This is a genomic window from Mycobacterium senriense (genome assembly GCF_019668465.1).
Taxonomy (GTDB): domain Bacteria; phylum Actinomycetota; class Actinomycetes; order Mycobacteriales; family Mycobacteriaceae; genus Mycobacterium; species Mycobacterium senriense.
The window spans coordinates 1,970,458-1,986,534 of record NZ_AP024828.1; the positions used below are offsets into that span (position 1 = coordinate 1,970,458).

16 protein-coding genes are annotated in these 16,077 nt (G+C 65.4%); 12 read left to right on the forward strand and 4 right to left on the reverse strand.

Annotation, left to right across the window (positions count from 1 at the left end; all coding sequences use genetic code 11):
• Positions 1 to 9 precede the first annotated feature (9 nt).
• The 4 genes from MTY59_RS09390 (at position 10) to MTY59_RS09405 (ending at position 4,475) form a co-directional block, all read left to right on the forward strand.
• Positions 10 to 1,626, forward strand: coding sequence for an FAD-dependent oxidoreductase (locus MTY59_RS09390; protein WP_221045406.1), 1,617 nt, complete (start codon positions 10 to 12; stop codon positions 1,624 to 1,626).
• Positions 1,627 to 1,687: 61 nt separating this feature from the next.
• A complete protein-coding gene (locus MTY59_RS09395; protein WP_250160777.1) occupies positions 1,688 to 2,557 on the forward strand; it encodes an HTD2 family dehydratase in 870 nt (289 codons plus the stop codon).
• 147 nt (positions 2,558 to 2,704) lie between these two features.
• On the forward strand, positions 2,705 to 4,264 hold the full coding sequence (locus tag MTY59_RS09400) for an aldehyde dehydrogenase family protein (RefSeq protein ID WP_043954260.1): 1,560 nt from the start codon (positions 2,705 to 2,707) through the stop codon (positions 4,262 to 4,264).
• A gap of 16 nt (positions 4,265 to 4,280) precedes the next feature.
• Positions 4,281 to 4,475 (forward strand): ferredoxin, encoded by a 195-nt coding sequence (locus tag MTY59_RS09405; RefSeq protein ID WP_083862979.1) that lies wholly within the window; start codon positions 4,281 to 4,283, stop codon positions 4,473 to 4,475.
• Positions 4,476 to 4,485: 10 nt separating this feature from the next.
• On the opposite strand, the gene MTY59_RS09410 is transcribed toward MTY59_RS09405, so the two are convergent.
• Entirely contained in the window at positions 4,486 to 5,601 is a 1,116-nt protein-coding gene (locus tag MTY59_RS09410) for a CaiB/BaiF CoA transferase family protein (RefSeq protein ID WP_014941033.1), read from the reverse strand.
• A gap of 111 nt (positions 5,602 to 5,712) precedes the next feature.
• On the opposite strand from MTY59_RS09410, the gene MTY59_RS09415 reads away from it, so the two are divergent.
• From MTY59_RS09415 to MTY59_RS09430, 4 genes are all read left to right on the forward strand, one after another.
• A complete protein-coding gene (locus MTY59_RS09415; protein WP_221045408.1) occupies positions 5,713 to 6,270 on the forward strand; it encodes a MarR family winged helix-turn-helix transcriptional regulator in 558 nt (185 codons plus the stop codon).
• Positions 6,271 to 6,317: 47 nt separating this feature from the next.
• A complete protein-coding gene (locus tag MTY59_RS09420; RefSeq protein ID WP_250160778.1) occupies positions 6,318 to 7,418 on the forward strand; it encodes a homogentisate 1,2-dioxygenase in 1,101 nt (366 codons plus the stop codon).
• A gap of 142 nt (positions 7,419 to 7,560) precedes the next feature.
• Positions 7,561 to 8,754, forward strand: a complete 1,194-nt coding sequence (locus tag MTY59_RS09425) for a cytochrome P450 (RefSeq protein WP_007170537.1) — start codon at positions 7,561 to 7,563, stop codon at positions 8,752 to 8,754.
• 53 nt (positions 8,755 to 8,807) lie between these two features.
• The gene (locus tag MTY59_RS09430) at positions 8,808 to 9,641 is read left to right on the forward strand and encodes a mycofactocin-coupled SDR family oxidoreductase (protein ID WP_014941037.1); all 834 of its coding nucleotides are present in this window, start codon (positions 8,808 to 8,810) and stop codon (positions 9,639 to 9,641) included.
• Here MTY59_RS09430 and MTY59_RS09435 read toward each other — a convergent pair.
• Entirely contained in the window at positions 9,634 to 10,260 is a 627-nt protein-coding gene (locus tag MTY59_RS09435) for a TetR/AcrR family transcriptional regulator (RefSeq protein WP_043954262.1), read from the reverse strand. The two genes, MTY59_RS09430 and MTY59_RS09435, sit on opposite strands and share 8 nt — an antisense overlap.
• Positions 10,261 to 10,292: 32 nt before the next feature.
• On the opposite strand from MTY59_RS09435, the gene MTY59_RS09440 reads away from it, so the two are divergent.
• Positions 10,293 to 11,621 carry a phytoene desaturase family protein gene (locus MTY59_RS09440; protein ID WP_221045410.1) on the forward strand — a complete coding sequence of 443 codons (1,329 nt, stop codon included), beginning with the start codon at positions 10,293 to 10,295 and terminating at the stop codon, positions 11,619 to 11,621.
• Positions 11,622 to 11,645: 24 nt separating this feature from the next.
• Here MTY59_RS09440 and MTY59_RS09445 read toward each other — a convergent pair whose 3' ends face one another.
• Both MTY59_RS09445 and MTY59_RS09450 read right to left on the reverse strand, forming a co-directional pair.
• Complete coding sequence (locus tag MTY59_RS09445; RefSeq protein WP_007170533.1) at positions 11,646 to 12,431, reverse strand: SDR family NAD(P)-dependent oxidoreductase; 786 nt, start codon at positions 12,429 to 12,431, stop codon at positions 11,646 to 11,648.
• On the reverse strand, positions 12,428 to 12,892 hold the full coding sequence (locus MTY59_RS09450) for an SRPBCC family protein (RefSeq protein WP_221045411.1): 465 nt from the start codon (positions 12,890 to 12,892) through the stop codon (positions 12,428 to 12,430). The genes MTY59_RS09445 and MTY59_RS09450 overlap by 4 nt, the downstream gene beginning before the upstream one ends.
• Positions 12,893 to 13,116: 224 nt before the next feature.
• On the opposite strand from MTY59_RS09450, the gene MTY59_RS09455 reads away from it, so the two are divergent.
• Genes MTY59_RS09455 through MTY59_RS09465 form a run of 3 tightly spaced genes read left to right on the forward strand, consistent with a single transcriptional unit; the run spans position 13,117 to position 16,071 of the window.
• Entirely contained in the window at positions 13,117 to 14,229 is a 1,113-nt protein-coding gene (locus tag MTY59_RS09455) for a Rossmann-fold NAD(P)-binding domain-containing protein (RefSeq protein WP_014941042.1), read from the forward strand.
• 19 nt (positions 14,230 to 14,248) lie between these two features.
• Positions 14,249 to 15,283: an NAD(P)H-dependent flavin oxidoreductase gene (locus MTY59_RS09460; RefSeq protein WP_221045412.1), complete on the forward strand. Its 1,035-nt coding sequence runs from the start codon at positions 14,249 to 14,251 to the stop codon at positions 15,281 to 15,283.
• The gene (locus MTY59_RS09465) at positions 15,274 to 16,071 is read left to right on the forward strand and encodes an enoyl-CoA hydratase-related protein (RefSeq protein WP_014941044.1); all 798 of its coding nucleotides are present in this window, start codon (positions 15,274 to 15,276) and stop codon (positions 16,069 to 16,071) included. The genes MTY59_RS09460 and MTY59_RS09465 overlap by 10 nt, the downstream gene beginning before the upstream one ends.
• Positions 16,072 to 16,077: the final 6 nt, after the last annotated feature.

Below are 16,077 nucleotides of genomic sequence, written 5' to 3' on the forward strand. Positions count from 1 at the left end.
GCATCCGCAATGACTTACGTCATCACCCAGAGTTGCTGCAAGGACGCCAGTTGCGTGCCGGTGTGCCCGGTGGACTGCATCAGGCCGGTGGGAGCGACGGGTGAAATCACCGGTACCGAGATGCTCTACATCGACCCGGTCACGTGCATCGACTGCGGCGCGTGCGTCGACGCGTGTCCCGTCGACGCGATCTACTACGAGGAGGAGCTGCCGCCTGAGCTGGAGCGGTTCAAAGACATCAATTCGAGCTACTTCGAACACCATCCCTTGGCGATGGATTCGCAGCGAGCCGGTACTGATCATCCCGCCGTGGAGCAGGGCTCGTTACGGGTCGCGATCGTCGGGGCAGGACCGGCAGCCTGTTACGCCGCAGCGGAGCTGACCCGCGTCGCCGGCGTGGAAGTGAATATGTTCGATCGGCTTGCGACGCCGTTCGGTCTCGTGCGCACCGGAGTGGCGCCGGATCATCAGCACACCAAGGCGGTGGTCAAGCTCTTCGATCCCGCGTTCGCGAGCCCGCGCTTCGAGTGCCACTTCAACGTCGAGGTCGGCAAGACGATCACGCACGAAGACCTGCTGGCGCACCATCACGCCGTGATCTACGCGGTGGGGGCACCGAAGGGCCGCGACCTCGGTATCCCGGGGGAGAAGCTGCCCGGAAGTTATGCCGCCGCGGACTTCGTCGGCTGGTACAACGGGCACCCCGACCACGCTGACTCCACGTTCGACCTGTCTGCAGAGCGGGCGGTGATCATCGGCAACGGCAATGTCGCACTGGACGTGGCCCGGATCTTGCTGATGGCGCCGGAGGATCTCGCGAAGACCGACATCGCGCAGCATGCGTTGGATAAGTTGTCGGACAGCGCAATTGACGAAGTGGTCATCTTGGCGCGCCGAGGGCTAAGGGAGGCCGCCTTCTCGGTCGGCGAGTTCCTGGCGCTGGGCCACCTGCCGGGGGTCGATGTCATCGTTGACAGCGACGAACTGGATGCGCACGACGACGACGACGTCGAGACACGCATGAAGTTGGAGATCGCGCGCGAGTTCACTCAACGGCCGAGGCAGCCGCAGAACAAGCGGATCGTGTTCCGTTTCATGGTCTCACCCGTGGAAGTGGGTGGTGAAGAGCATGCCGAGAGTCTTCGCGTGGTGCATGCAGGCGGGGAAAGCGAAGTGATCGAGAGCCGGCTGATCCTGCGTTCGATCGGACAGCGGGGTGTGCCGATCGACGGTGTGCCCTTCGACGACGCGAACGGCGTGGTATCCAACGAACACGGCAGAGCACTTCGCGAGGACGGCCAGCACGTCCCCGGCGTATATGTCACAGGATGGATCAAGCGTGGTCCGCGCGGCGTGATCGGAACCAATCGGAGCTGTGCCGAGCAGACGGTCCAAAAGCTCTGGGAGGACTACGATTCGGGCTTGCTGGGTCGTGAGGTCGCAGACCGGGACGCCATGGCCGATCTGCTCGCGGAGCGAGGGGCCGAGCCCGTCGACTGGCAGGGTTGGCGTGCCATCGACGCCGCCGAACGCGAACGGGGTCGCGAAACTTCACGGCCACGCGTGAAATTCGTTGACATTGCCGAACTGCTCAGCGCCGCCAACTCGAGCGACGCGGCCTGCTAATTTCGCTTGCAGATCACCGCCTCAACACCAGTAGCGAAAGACTATGAGCCATAGTGCATTAGTGATTGACTCGCGATGGGAGCCGCACACCGTCCGCGAGGACGTGGTCGTGGACGCTGGTCGTGTGGCGGCCCTGTCGGCCCTCTTCGACGACAGCAACCCGGCCCCGTTACCGGGTGACGAGTTGCCGCCGCTCTGGCACTGGGTCGCGCTACCGCAGTGGTGTTCATCCTCTGCGCTGTCGTCCGACGGCCATCCGCGACGCGGTAGTTTCCTACCGCCGATCGACTTGCCACGGCGGATGTTCGCCGGTGGTGAGATCGAATTGCACGCTGCGCTCACCGTCGGTCGCGTCATACGACGCGAGTCGTGGGTGGATAGCGTTGAGGAGAAGACCGGCCGGTCCGGCTCTCTGGTCATCGTGCGGGTGACGACGCACTTGTACAACGACCATTCCGATCTGGCCGTCGTTGAGCGTCAGAACCTGATCTTCCGGGAGGCGGCGTCGCAGACCTCCGGCGGTTCCGATCCCGCTGACGCCGCGATCATGCCTCCGACACCGTCGCCGCTGCGGCGCACCGGCGAGTGGGAGTGGGAGTTCGAAACGGATCCGTCGTTGCTGATGCGATTCAGTGCCGTAACCGCCAATGCCCATCGCATTCACTACGACTGGCCGTACGCGACCCGTGTCGAGGGATATCCGGGGCTGGTGGTGCACGGGCCGCTCGTGACGTTAGCGCTTGCCGAGATCGTGCGGTTGGAAACGCCGGACGCCGGTGTGCACCGCGTGCGCCACCGGAATGTCGCGCCGCTGTTCTGCGGGCAATCCGCGCAGCTGAAGCGGTTGGCGTCGGACAGCCCGTCTGTCGCCCTGTCGGCGACTGGCGACGACGGCCGCGACCGCGCCACCGTTGACATTGAATTGCGCTGAAGTTGCTCGACATTCTGCGTTCCGACGCTCTCGACGTTGCGCGCAACATATGTCATGCTGGCCACCAGCCACCAAACAGCGTTAGGTATTCTCGGATCCGGTGATGGTGCGGCGCTCGACGGTTTCGCGAGGAAAGGACAGTCCACGATGACGGCAACCGCACGAGAGGTCGGGGATCCGGACACGGCAGCGGCCCGGATCGTGGTGCGCTGTCCGGCGGATGGACGAATTGTCGGCAGTGTCCCCGAGATGTCGGCAGCCGAGGTGCACGAGGTGGCCGCCCGGCTGCGCGCCGCCCAGCCGGCGTGGGAGGAGCTCGGGCCGCACGGCCGCAAGAAGCATCTGCTCCGATTCCTCGACTGGATATTGGACAACGAAGACCGGCTGGTCGGCACCATGCAGGAGGAAACCGGCAAGTCGTGGGGCGATGCGGCGATGGAGATCGCGGTGGCCGTCGACACCATCAACTACTTCACCAAGCACGCGGCCGACTTCCTTGCGGATCGGGCGGTGAAGCGTGACGGCCCGGTGTCGTTGACGAAGAACCTGCGGGTGTTCATCCGGCCGCACCCACTCGTTGGCATCATCACACCGTGGAATGGTCCGCTGGCGACTCCGATCGTCGACGGCATCCCGGCACTGATGGCCGGGGCCGCGGTGCTCTTCAAGCCGTCCGAGGTGACACCGTTGACGTGGTCAGAGGTCACTCGCGGCTGGATCGAGGAACTCGGCGCTCCCCCTGTGATCGCGTGTGTCACCGGTGGTGGAGCCGCCGGAACCGCGGTGCTCGACGAAGTCGACATGATCCAGTTCACCGGATCGATCGCGACCGGGCGAAAGATCGCCGCTCGTGCCGGCGAACGCCTCATCCCGCACAGCGTGGAGTTGGGCGGCAAAGACGCGATGATCGTCTTGGACGACGCTGACATCGATCGCGCGACCAGCGGCGCAGTCTGGGGCGGCCTGTGGAATTCGGGCCAGATCTGCGTGTCCGTCGAGCGAATCTACGTCCAGGAGCGGGTTTACGACGAGTTCGTCGACAAGCTGGTGGCCAAGGTCCGAGCCCTGCGGCAAGGCATGGATCCCGACGGCAGCTACACCACCGAGATCGGTGCGATGGCCAACGAACGCCAAGTGCAGATCGTCGAGCGCCACGTCGGCGAAGCCGTCGAACGCGGGGCGGTCGCGGTTACCGGCGGCCGGCGTAAAGACGAGGGTCTGTTCTTCGAACCGACCGTGCTGACCGGGGTCGATCATTCGATGCTGTGCATGCGCGAGGAGACGTTCGGTCCGACGCTGCCGGTGATGAAGGTCAAGGACGATGAGGAGGCGATCCGCCTCGCCAATGACTCGTCGTACGGGCTGGCGGCCAGTGTCTGGACTGCCGACGAGCAACGCGCTGACCGGGTGGCGCGCCGACTCGAGACCGGCGCGGTCAACATCAACAGCGCGCTGACGGCCACCATGCTCATCCCGTTGCCGATGGTCGGCTGGAAGTCCTCTGGCGTCGGGGGTCGCAACGGGGGAGCCGCGGGAATGTTGAAATTCTGCCGGCAACAGGCGATTGTCTCCGAGCGGTTCCGGCTCAAGTCCGAGCCGCACTGGTATCCCTACGTGCCTCGGATGAGTCGCCTGCAGAAGCGGCTGATCCGGCTCACCGGGGCGCATGACTGGCGTCGCCGGCTTGGGCTGCGCGGACCGAAATGATTTCTGAGGAGCGGAGATGGGTGTGTCACGAATAACGATCGATAGCGGCAAATGCCAGGGTCATGGTCGCTGCGTGCTGATCGCCCCGACCCATTTCGACATGGACGACGACGGCTTCGGCAAGGTATTGGACGACGAGGCCGGGTCATCGCCCGACGTCGACGAAGCGGTCTTCAGCTGCCCTGAGAATGCGATCCGGCTGTCCGACTGAGTGTCGGTCGTCAAGCCGTCGTGGTGATGGTGCCGTCCGCCTGCAGCTCACGGATCTCGTCTGCGGTGAAGCCGGCCTCGCCGAGCACCGCTGACGTGTCGGCGCCCCGGCTGGCCGGTGCCGGTCGCAGGCGTGCCGGGGTGCGGGATAGCCGCGGCGCCGGTGCCACTGTGACTGTCCCGTCGTCGCTTGCCAGGATCGTGTTGCGGGCCCGCAAGTGCGGGTCGTCGGCCAATTCGTCCAGTTCCAGCACTGGCGCGCCGCAGCCATCGATGTCAGCGAACACCGCCGACCAGTGCGAGCGGGCTTTGGACCGGAACGCCTCGGCGATCCGCTCCCGTAGCTGCGCCCAGCCGGTCGGATCCAGTTGAGCGGCTAAGGCGATGTCCTCGATGTCCAGCGCGGATAAGAATTGCGCGTAGAACTTGGGTTCGATCGCGCCAACGGCAAAAAATCGGCCGTCTTCGCATTCGTAAACGCCGTAGAACGGCGCCCCGCCGGACAACAGGTGCTTGCCGCGACCGGACCACAGCCCGCTATTCAGTTCCGCGAGGTGGATCGCGGCAAGCAGGGCTGCGCCGTCGACGATAGCGCCGTCGATCACCTGCCCTTTGCCGGTGCGGGTCCGTTCGAAGAGCGCCATCATGATTCCGAGGGCGGTGACCAGCGACCCGCCTGCCAGGTCACCCACGTAGGCCAGGGGGGTGACAGGCTTTTCGGAGCCGATGGTGCCGAGGGTGCCCGCTACCGCCGTGTAGTTGATGTCGTGCCCGGCCCGGTCGCTGTACGGCCCATCCTGGCCCCATCCGGTCAACCTCGCATAGATCAGCCGGGGGTTTCGGGCGCACAGTACGTCCGGGCCCAGCCCGCGCCGCTCCATGGTGCCGGGACGGTTGCTCTCCAGCAGCACGTCGGCGTGGTCGGCAAGTCGGGCGATCACCTCGGCACCGCGGGGCGCGCGCAGGTCGATGGCCGCTGAGCGCTTGCCCCGGGACAGATTCGCGGCCGGATCGAAGGGGAGCGGGACGCCCGGTCGTTCGACGGCGACGACATCAGCGCCGAAGTCCGCGAGCAGCATGGAACAGAACGGGCCCGGCCCGAGTGCGCTGAGGTCGAGGACCCGCACTCCGCTCAGCGGGGGAGCTTCGGTCGAAATTGGGGAATCGCCTGTCACGCCATCAAAGTATCAAACAAAGTTTGGTTGTGTGGTCGGACGACGGCGCGTAGGTTCGCGCCGATGAAGCCTGGGCCGAAGTCGGACGATCCCCGGGGCAGCCGAGCGCAGTCCCACGCGAGCAACCCGACGAGCGTCGAGGCGTATCGGGCGCTGCTCACGCAGCGGTTGCGTGCGGAAGGCGCGGTCGGTGCCGACGCTTCCGAGCACGCGGAGTTGGTCTTCAACCTCTCTCGGCTGCACGCCCGAATCTCGCAGGACTTCGAGGTCTTGCACCGCCGGCGTGGGTGGACATGGGCGGGCTTTCGGATCATGAACGTGCTGTGGGTGTTCGGCACTGTTGAGCAACGCGACGTGGCCCGGCTGTCCGGCGGATCGCGCGCAGCGATCTCGAGTGCGCTGAACACTTTGGAGCGCGACGGCCTGGTGGACCGCGCCAGAGACAGCCACGATCGGCGGCTGGTCCGGCTGGAGTTGACCGAGCGAGGACGGACGGAACTACGCGATGCGATCCGCGAACAGGCCGACCGCCAGCGGCAGTGGCTCTCGGTCCTGGACGCGTCCGAACAGCGCTTGCTCAGCCGCCTTTTGGCCACCGTCGCGGATCGGCGGACCCCATAACCAAATGGCGATTGTCAAAAACTTGACATATTCGTATGCTGCAGGGCATGAACATGCGAACCCTGATCCAGCACAGCAAGGGCAAGACAAGCCGGCAGGCCCATCGCGACCTGCCGGACTCGAGTTCAAACGGGACGTTGGTCAAAGACGACGAACTGACCCGGCACGGCTTCGACGGACGTGAAGCGGTTCTGTATCGCTCCAACGACCCGACGGTCTTTCGCACCGAAGGCCGCTTCAAGTCCACCTCCGCGGTATTGACCGATATCAAGACCGACGACCTCACCGACGCCCGGGGCGCAGCGCAGCGGCTGTACTACAACGCCGACGCGACGATCTGGCTGTCCCGGCGTTCCGAAGCGATGCCCTTCTACCGGCGCAACGTCGACGGCGACGAATGCTGGTTCGTGCACCGCGGCTCGGGGACAGTCGAGACTGAATTCGGGCCGATCAGCTACGAGCAGGGCGACTATGTCGTGCTCCCGAAGGCCGTCACCCATCGTTGGGTGGTCGATCCCGGTGAGACCATGCTGTTCGGCATCGAAACAGTCGGCGAGTTGCGGGCGCCGACGTACGTCGGCCTGGGCCGGCACGCTCCGTTCGACCCTGATGTCGTGCGCGTACCCGAACCGGTGCCGGTGACATCCGACCAGCACGAGTACGAGATCAGGGTCAAATACGACGGCGAATATTCATCGATCTACGCCGCCTCGCACCCGTGCGATGTAGAGGGGTGGAAGGGCGACTACTTCCCATTCGCATTCAACATTCGCGACTGGAACGTGATCATGTCTGACAGCCTGCACCTCCCGCCGTCGATGCATTGCTTCCTGGTGGCGGAGGGCATCAACATCATCAATCTGCTGCCGCGACCGTTCGAGTCGGTGCAGGGTGTCGAACGCATCCCGTGGTTCCACCGCAACGCCGATTATGACGAGATCGCGCTTATTCACGGCGGCAAGTCTCTCGGTCGACCGTTGAAGGCCGGCCTGGTCAGTCACGATCCGCAGGGCATCCACCACGGCTTCCCTGATCGGGCCCGGATCAAGTCCCGGCGGGAGTGGGAGCAGCACCCGCGCATCGAGTGGGAAATCATCATGGTCGAGGCCTCGCGCCCACTCAAGCTCGACCCGGTGCTGCAGGGCTGACCTCTCGCCGTCTTGACGAGCCACGTCACACCCCGGCCTAGACGTGATGCAAGACATATGGCATCGTGGCCAATTAATACCGAACAGCGTTTGAACACGGTGACGGTAGTGACGAAGCTGTCGACCTTTGGGGAGCTATGCGATGACCTCTGCACGTACTGACCGCGACCTCGCCGCGCTGCTGGAGTCTTACGATCCGTTCGATCGCGACCACGTCGAGTGGAAGTACGACGCGTTCGCCTACGCGCGGCAGCACTGTCCGGTGGTGCGGACCGAGACCGAGCTCACCGGGCCGATGTGGATGATCACGCGCTACGAAGATGTCCGGCGAGTGCTCGAGGATCCAGAAACGTTCTCCTCGGTGGGCGGATCGCCGGCTCCCGCGCCGGTGCGGTTGGGTCCGCTGGATTCCGACCCGCCCGAGCACACCGGCTTCCGCGCGCTGCTCAGCCCATACCTCACCCGCAAGTTCGCGCTGACATACGCCGACGAGATGCGCAAAACCGCCAATGAGCTGATTGACGGATTCATCGAAAACGGCAAGGTCGAGTTGCTCAGCGAGTTTGCGAGCCCGTTCGTCTCCCGCATCTTGGCGCGGATGGTGTTCAACGAGAACGACATGTCCAAGATGGAACGCGCAAAAGAGATCGTGTACCGGGTTACCGAGGACGGCACCGAGGAGTCGTTCATGAACCTCGGGATGCTTTCGGCGGAGTACTTGTTTGCGGCGATCGAGAATCCGCCGGAAGAGGACGGCATCCTACGGGCGCTGGCGACCGGGACTATCAATGGCGAGCGGTTGACCAACGAGCAGGCACTCGGTGCGATCTCGGTGTTGTTCCTCGGCGGGCTGGACACCACCCGGTCTGCGATCGGCGCCATCGCGATGTACATGGCGCTCAATCCCGAACTCGAGCAACGGGTCCGAGACCCCCGTTGGGTGCGCAACGACATGGACGAGTTCATCCGCCTGACGTCGCCGGTGGGGACGTTCGGGCGCACCGTCATGAAGGACACCGAGATCGCCGGGTGCCCGGTCAAAAAGGGCGAGCGTCTGCTCATCCGGTTCGATTCGGCCAACCGCGACGACGCCAAGTTCCCCAATGCCGACCAGTTGCAGTTCGATCCGCCCCGCGGTGGCAACGCCGGTTTCGGCCTGGGAATCCACCGTTGCATCGGCATGCACCTGGCCCGGGTAGAGATCGCCATCGCGTTCGAGGAATTGCTCGCTCGCGTCACCAACTTCCGGCTGGACGCAGACCCGGCCGACCTGAAGTGGGTGCCCGGAATCGCCAACTACCCGGACCGTGTTCCGCTGATTTTCGACAAGGTCTAGACACTCGCTGTCAATCCCTCTTCCCCACAACATCTTTCAACGAGGAGAACCCTATGACCGGACGCGTCGAGGGCAAGGTCGCACTGATCACCGGCGCCGCCCGCGGGCAGGGGCGCAGCCACGCCCTGCGGTTGGCCGACGAGGGCGCCGACATCATCGCGCTCGACATCGCCGCCCAGGTTGAGTCTGCGCCCTACCCGTTGGCCACTCCTGCTGATCTGGACGAGACCGCCCGCGAGATCAAAGCTCGAGGCCGACGCGTGGTCGCTCGCCAGGTCGACGTTCGCGACGGCGAGGCGTTGACAGCGGCAGTCGGCGAGGGGGTGAGCGAACTCGGCCGTCTGGACATCGTGTCCGCGAACGCCGGCATCCTTTCTGTCGGTCCGTCATTCGAACTGACGGAGCAGACCTGGACAGAGATGATCGACATCAATCTCAGCGGATCGTGGCGGACCACCAAGGCGGCCATTCCGCACATGATCGCTGCCGGAAACGGTGGATCCATCGTGCTGACCAGTAGCATCGCTGGCCTGATCGCCCAACCCGGACTAGCGCATTATGTGTCGGCCAAGCACGGCGTCGTTGGGTTGATGAAGACACTGGCACTTGAGTTGGCGCCGTTCAACATTCGGGTCAACAGCGTCCACCCGACCAATGTCGACACCGACATGATCCAGAATGAGCCGACATACCGCGTATTCCTCCCCGATGACCCGAATCCCACCCGGGAGAAGTTCGCGGTACCGGCTACCGAGATGAACGCACTGGCCATTCCGTGGATCGAAAGTATCGACGTCACCAATGCGGTGCTGTTTTTGGCCAGCGATGAAGCTCGCTACATCACGGGGGTGTCGCTGCCGATCGACGCCGGTGCCTCCATCAAGTGAGTGCCACGACGATCCGCTCGAGCGCCTCCAGTGTTCGACGGGTCCGGTGTTGGTCAGAGTAAAAACCGGCGTCGACGGCAAGTCCCCACAGCAGGTCGACCAGGACCTGCGTGGTGGCTTCGGTGTCGATGCCGGCGTCGACTTCGCCGTCGCGTTGCGCCGCTGCCAGTGCCGCAGCAAAGTGCTCGCGTACCGCGACCAGAGGCTGCATGGCCTGGTCCCGCAGATCCGGGTGATGGATCGCGTCGGCCGTCGACGTGACGAAGAAGCGCACGAAGGTCTGGTCAATCCGGATGGTCGCCACCGCACGGTCGAAGACCGCCACGATCCGGCGGTCGATCGAGCCGGTCTGGCACAGCGCCGGGCCGAGGATCTCCGAGATCACCACCTCGTGCACGGATGCCAAAGCGGCCCGGTACAACTCGATCTTGCTCGGGTAATAGTTGGCGATCGCGTTGCGGGTGAAGCCGGCTTCCTCGGCGATCTGCCGAAGGCTGGCACGGTCGAATCCTATGGTGCTGAACACTTCTCGGGCACTGTGCAGAATCTTGAGCCGGGTTTCGGCTCCGTCGGCGCCCAACGGACGGCCGGGTCCGCGGCGAGCGCCAGGTTGAGTCATCCCAGCAACTTTACGACCTGTGGGAGGCAGTGGTGACCAATCACGCAGAGAGCCTGGCGACCTACGACGCGATAGTGATTGGCGCCGGGGCCGGCGGAATGGCCGCCGCGGCCCGGCTGAACGCCAGCGGCTTCACGACCCTGCTGGTGGAAAGATACGACCGTGTCGGCGGGCGGGCTTCCACCATTGATGTCGACGGATTCCGGGTCAACACCGGTGCCTTGATCATCGAGCTCGGTGGTGAAAACGCCAAGCTGTTCGAGGATCTCGGCCTCACCATCAACGCGCGGACGCCCAAACGGCCTCTAGTGCTGCGGCTGGGCCGCTGGGATGTGCCGATGATGAGCGGGCTGACGGGCCTGATGTTTCGCGCGCTGCTCGCGCTAGTCGGCGCCGTCGCTCGCCGCGCGCCACGGATGCGTCCGCCACGCGGTATCAGCACCGCGCAGTGGCTGTCCCGCCTGCGGGCCGGGGCCTTCCTCCATGGATTGGTTCGCAACCTCACCAGCGCGATGTTCGCCGCCGAACCCAGCGATGTCGAGGCAGCCGTATTCTTCGACTACCTCACCAAGCCCAAGGCGCTCGACACCTACGCCATGCATCCGGAGGGCAGCATCGGACCGTGGCGGCAGCTGGCAGATCACTTCGAGCACAACGGCGGCACGCTCTGGCTTAACAGCCAGGTCGTCGCGTTGACATTCGACGATTCGGGTCGGGTCGACGGTGCCACGATCCGCCGGCCCGACGGGACGGTCCGCATCAGCGCCCGCGTGGTGGTCAGCAACGCCGGACCGGTTGCGACGGTACGCATGTGCGGCGACGTCAACTTGCCCGGTGGTTACGCCGAACATGTTCGGGCACAGTCGAATCCGAGCACCCTGATCACCGTGAATTTCGCCAGCGAGCAGCCGTTGGGCTCGGTCACCGGCCTGGTGTTCTTCGGCCCTACCCGCCGGCTGGCCTACGCCGCCAATCTCACCGCGACATGTCCGGAGATGGCGCCCGCAGGATGGAACCTGTACGCGGCGGCCTCCACGCCGCACCCCGCGACCGGCGATTTCGACGTCGACCACGAGGTCGAGTTGCTGAAAGCGGATCTGCACGAACACTTTCCGGGCTTCGACTCCGCCCGCATCTTGTCGGTCGAGATCTGCGCAGGGGAGGACTGGCCCGCACAGCGAGCCATCGCCGGCCGCGATTTGCCGCAAACCACCCCGATCGCAAACCTTTTCAACGTCGGGGACGGCGTGCGTGAGTGGGCCACGGCAGGCCAGAGCGGCTGCGTGCAATCCGCACGCTTGGTGACCGAGCGAATCCGGGCCGCGATGTCGCCCTCGGCGCAAAGCGTCACCCGCGCCTGACTCCGGCACCAGTGGCCGGTCGCGTCACCGTGAGGACAGCGCCGGAATGTGTCCGGTCATCCCGCCGTCGACGACAAGAACCTGACCGGTGATCATCGCGGCGGCGTCGGAGGCAAGGAAGACCGCGACGCGGGCGATATCCGCCGGTTCGGCGAGCCGACCCACTACCTGGCCCTCGATGATCAGCCTGCGCAGTTCGTCAGAGACGTTCGCGCGCGCAGCCGGCGTATCTACAACGCCCGGCGCGATTGCATTGCAACGCACACCTGACGGACCGTATGTCGTCGCGATAATGCGCGTCAGTGACTCAATGGCGCCCTTCGCCGACGAGTACGCGACCTGGCGGGTGGAGCCCGAGCGCCCTTTGACCGACGAGGTGTAGATGATGCTGCCCCGGCCGGCTTCGATCATGTCCGGCAGGGTGTGTTTGGCACTGAGCATCGATCCGCGGGCCGCTACGGCGAATGCGCGGTCCCACGTCGCGACCTCCAACGTCAGTAAGTCGTTGTCGCGGTCGAAGATCGAGACATCGGCGGCGTTGCTGTGCAAGACCGTGACGGGCCCCAACCGGGCGCGCACGACCGGCATCGCGGCGGCCCAGTGTTCTTCGTCGGCCACATCGAGCCGCAGCGCGAGGGCCCGCCCACCGGTTCGCTCGATTGCTGCGGCAACGGCTTCGGCGGAGTCGATGTTGACGTCGGTGACCGCGATTGCCGCTCCCGCCTCGGCCAGCGCCTGCGCGCTTGCCGCGCCGATCCCGGACGCGGCACCGGTGACAAGCGCGACCCGGCCGTCGAGCTCGCCGCTCATGCTTGGGGGACGCTCAAATCGCGGTCTTTCAGGTGTTGGCGCAGATCTTCGATGAATTGCGAGTAGATCGCCCGGAAGGTCGCGGTCATCGTCTCGAGAACAGCTGGCTCGCAGTCGAACTCGCCGTACCACTCGAGAAACGTGGTGTTCGAGTCGGTCACTGGCAGCACGCGAATGGTGCCGCGGTAGGTAGACACCGGAAAAGGTATCTCGTCGGCGAAGTCGTAGGAATAGCTGCGGGCGGGTGCGTCATAGCGCACCAGCCGTTCGCGGGCGGTGCCGCCGCCGGGCTCCAGCGTGAGGTTGCGCACCGAACCCACCGCGCCCGGTCCGGCACCGTTCTCGGGCGTGTTGGACCGAACCATCGTGACCCAAGCGGGCAACCCGTGGAAGTCGCCGATCACCGACCACACGGTGTCGACGTCGCTTTCGATGATGGTGCTGACGTAGGCAAGGCTCATGCGACCCTCCGCTCAAACCAAACATTGGTTGATTTCGAATTCAATCATAGCTGCAGTCGAGCGGGCTACCGCCTAAAGCCGACGCCATAGCAGCGCCGAGCCGTCAGATGGCCCTCCTGCACGACGACCGCGCCCTCATCGGGGAGGCGGTGGCCAAGGCGGCCGGGCGTGTGGTTGTATAGAGAACCAATTGCCGTTTGGTTCGGTAGATAGGCGGATGAAGTATGAAAGCGCTTGTCATCGGCGGGAGCGGCGCAACCGGCGTCCCAGTACTGCAGGGACTTCTGCAACGGGGTCACGACGTGACCATGCTGCACCGCGGCGTGCACGAGCCGGCCGACCTGCCGGACGTTCCGCACATCCACGCCGACCCACACTTTGCCGAATCGATCACCGAGGCGGTGGGCGACCAGTCCTTCGACGTGGTGCTGGCGATGTACGGGCGAGTCGCTGCGATCGCGGAGGTGTTCGCCGGACGGTGCGGGCAGCTGATCAGCATCGGCGGGGTGCCGGCCTACCGCGGTTGTCTGCAGCCCGAAACCGTCACGCCCTACGGCATGGCGCTCAACGCGCGTGAGGATGGCCCGCTGGCCGACGGCACCGAACCGGTGCCGCGTTTCGCCAAGCTGATCCGGTCGGCCGAGCGCGCCGTCCTGGATCGGGCGGCGTCCGGCGCGTTCCGCGGCACGGTGATCCGGTACCCCGCGATCTACGGCCCACGCAACCTGGTGCCCTGGGAATGGTCTGTGATGCGCCGTATCCGCGACGGCAGGACCCGAATGATACTGCCCGACAACGGTTTATGGATCATCTCCCGGGCCGCTGGGCGTAACGCCGCCGAGGTCGTGCTCGGCGCCGTCGACAACCCTGACGTCGCCAACGGCCAGGCCTACAACGCCGGCGACGACGACCAATACACCGTGCGTCAGTGGGCCGAGGCGATCGCGCAGATCATGGGCGGTGAGCTCGAATTCGTCGGCATTCCCGGCGAGCTCGCGGGTTCGGCGCTGATCGAACTGTTGCCGCCGACCGGGCGGCCGCACATCCTGCTGGACACCAATAAGGCGAAGCGCGAGCTGGGCTACTGCGAGGTCATATCCGCCCGCGACGCGATGGTGGAGGCCGTAGAGTGGCTCGAGGCGCATCCGGTCACCAGCGAGGACTACCCGCTGTATCCGGCGAGGTTCGATTACCCGGCCGAGGACCGACTGATCGAGGCCTACACGCAGGCCGTCGGCTGGGTGCGAGACCAGGCCCCGGACGAGGCGCCAGACGTGCGTCACCCGATGCCCCATCCGAAAACCGTTTCCGTTGGCCGTGACCAGGACGGCCGTTGATTTCTTGCAGGAGGAACCCATGACGACCATGTGGCGTCGTTTTCAGGACATGGTCGGGATCGAGTACCCGATCATGCAGGACGGCATGGGCCCGTCGCCGACCACTTTGCTGGCCGCCGCGGTGTCAGCGGCCGGCGGGCTGGGCACCGTCAGCTGTCCTTCCATCGTGAACAGCTCAGAGCAGTTCCTCCGCGAGGGATTCCGCGCGGCGATCGAGCACGTGGCGTCCAGCACGGACCGTCCGTTTGCCGTCAACGTCCCGGTCGGCCGGACGGCCAGCGGCGAGCTCCTGCTGGTCAGCCGCATCTGCATCGACGAGGCCATCGCGGTCAAACGTGAAGGCGGACGGACCGGCGACCAGCTGAGGGCCATCGTCACCTCGGCCGGCTTCGCCGGTGAGTTCGGCGCAGCCATCCGGGAATCCGGCCTGGTGCACATGGCCAAGGTCGGGTCGGTCCGGCACGCGCTCAAGGCTGCCGAGAGCGGTGCCAACGTCATCATCGCCTCGGGCTACGAAATGGGGGGCCACACGCACGCCAAAGGGGTGCACACCATGGTGCTGGCCCCGCAGGTGATCGACGCGCTTGACATCCCCGTCGTGGTATCCGGCGGGATCTGCGACGGCCGCGGGCTGGCCGCGGTGCTGGCGATGGGTGGCGCCGCCGCCGCAATGGGCACCCGGTTCATCGCCACCCAGGAGCACCAGTGGCACGCGGCGTACAAACAGCGCATCGTCGAGGCGAAGGAGTGGGAGGATGTCGTTTACGGCGGCATTTACGCCCCGATCCGTGGCCTGCGCAACAAGGGTTTGGAGCTCATGGAGGACGTGCGAAAGACCATGTCTCCCGAGGACTTTCAGGTGTGGGAGGAAGAGCAGATCCGCAAGGCCCAGCGCGAGGGCGACGTGGTGGAAGGCCTGATGGTGGCCGGTCAGGTGTCCGCGGCCATACACGACATCCCGACGGTCGCCGACCTGGTCGGGCGAATCGTGACCCAGGCGCGCGGACTGCTGGGCGAGGCAGGGGTGGCGCTGGGAGAACCTGCGTGCCGGTAACCGAGACCGTCCACGACAGCGGCCGACTGGCGGGTGTCGCGGAACTGGTCGTTGAAAGCCCGCCGGTCAACGCCTATTCGATCGGCGACCTGGCCGAGCTGACCGAACTGTTGCGCAGCTACGAGCGTCGCGAAGAAGTCCGGGCCGTGGTGTTGCGAGCGCAGGGCAAAGGGTTTTGCGGCGGCGGTGACGTCAAAGAGGTGCAGAGCCTGCCGGGATTCGACGGCATCCTCGGTCAGGCTCGGGGGTCCCAGGACACCAGCGTGGCCATTGCCGAGTGCGCGGTTCCGGTCATCGGCTGCGTACACGGCTACTGCGTCGGCCTGGGGGTGCTGCTGGCCGGCACCTGCGATGTGCTGATCGGTTCCCGGGGAACACGATTCGTGCTCGCCGAGGCGGACAACGGCGCGACGACCGGCGCGGTGCAGGCGCTGGGCCTGCTGCCGGAACGCCGGCTGCGTTCGGCGATGTTCACCTGCGAGCCGTTCGACATCGCCGAGTTGCACAGTTATGGCAGCGTGTACCACGTGGAAGCGACGGCCGACGCCGCGCTGGTCAGAACCTACGAGGTCGCGGCGACGATCGCGGCCAAAGCGCCCCGGGTGATCAGGGCCCTCAAGTTGACGCTCAACAACACCGCGGGGCGCGACTTGCGCCGGCTGTATCGGCAGGAACTGAGCTACACCTTCGAGCTGAATATGCTCGGCGACAGCAGCAAAGCCCGCCAGACCTTTCTGGACGGCACCCGCGACAGCTACATGAGCGACACCTCCGCGTCGTCGTCGTGATCGCGC

Excerpts from the sequence above, each read along its gene's own strand:
- MTY59_RS09390 (WP_221045406.1), top strand. The coding sequence starts at position 10 with ATGACTTACGTCATCACCCAGAGTTGCTGCAAGGACGCCAGTTGCGTG.
- MTY59_RS09400 (WP_043954260.1), top strand. The coding sequence starts at position 2,705 with ATGACGGCAACCGCACGAGAGGTCGGGGATCCGGACACGGCAGCGGCC.
- MTY59_RS09405 (WP_083862979.1), top strand. The coding sequence starts at position 4,281 with ATGGGTGTGTCACGAATAACGATCGATAGCGGCAAATGCCAGGGTCAT.
- MTY59_RS09415 (WP_221045408.1), top strand. The coding sequence starts at position 5,713 with ATGAAGCCTGGGCCGAAGTCGGACGATCCCCGGGGCAGCCGAGCGCAG.
- MTY59_RS09420 (WP_250160778.1), top strand. The coding sequence starts at position 6,318 with ATGAACATGCGAACCCTGATCCAGCACAGCAAGGGCAAGACAAGCCGG.
- MTY59_RS09425 (WP_007170537.1), top strand. The coding sequence starts at position 7,561 with ATGACCTCTGCACGTACTGACCGCGACCTCGCCGCGCTGCTGGAGTCT.
- MTY59_RS09430 (WP_014941037.1), top strand. The coding sequence starts at position 8,808 with ATGACCGGACGCGTCGAGGGCAAGGTCGCACTGATCACCGGCGCCGCC.
- MTY59_RS09435 (WP_043954262.1), bottom strand. The coding sequence starts at position 10,260 with ATGACTCAACCTGGCGCTCGCCGCGGACCCGGCCGTCCGTTGGGCGCC.
- MTY59_RS09445 (WP_007170533.1), bottom strand. The coding sequence starts at position 12,431 with ATGAGCGGCGAGCTCGACGGCCGGGTCGCGCTTGTCACCGGTGCCGCG.
- MTY59_RS09450 (WP_221045411.1), bottom strand. The coding sequence starts at position 12,892 with ATGAGCCTTGCCTACGTCAGCACCATCATCGAAAGCGACGTCGACACC.
- MTY59_RS09455 (WP_014941042.1), top strand. The coding sequence starts at position 13,117 with ATGAAAGCGCTTGTCATCGGCGGGAGCGGCGCAACCGGCGTCCCAGTA.
- MTY59_RS09460 (WP_221045412.1), top strand. The coding sequence starts at position 14,249 with ATGACGACCATGTGGCGTCGTTTTCAGGACATGGTCGGGATCGAGTAC.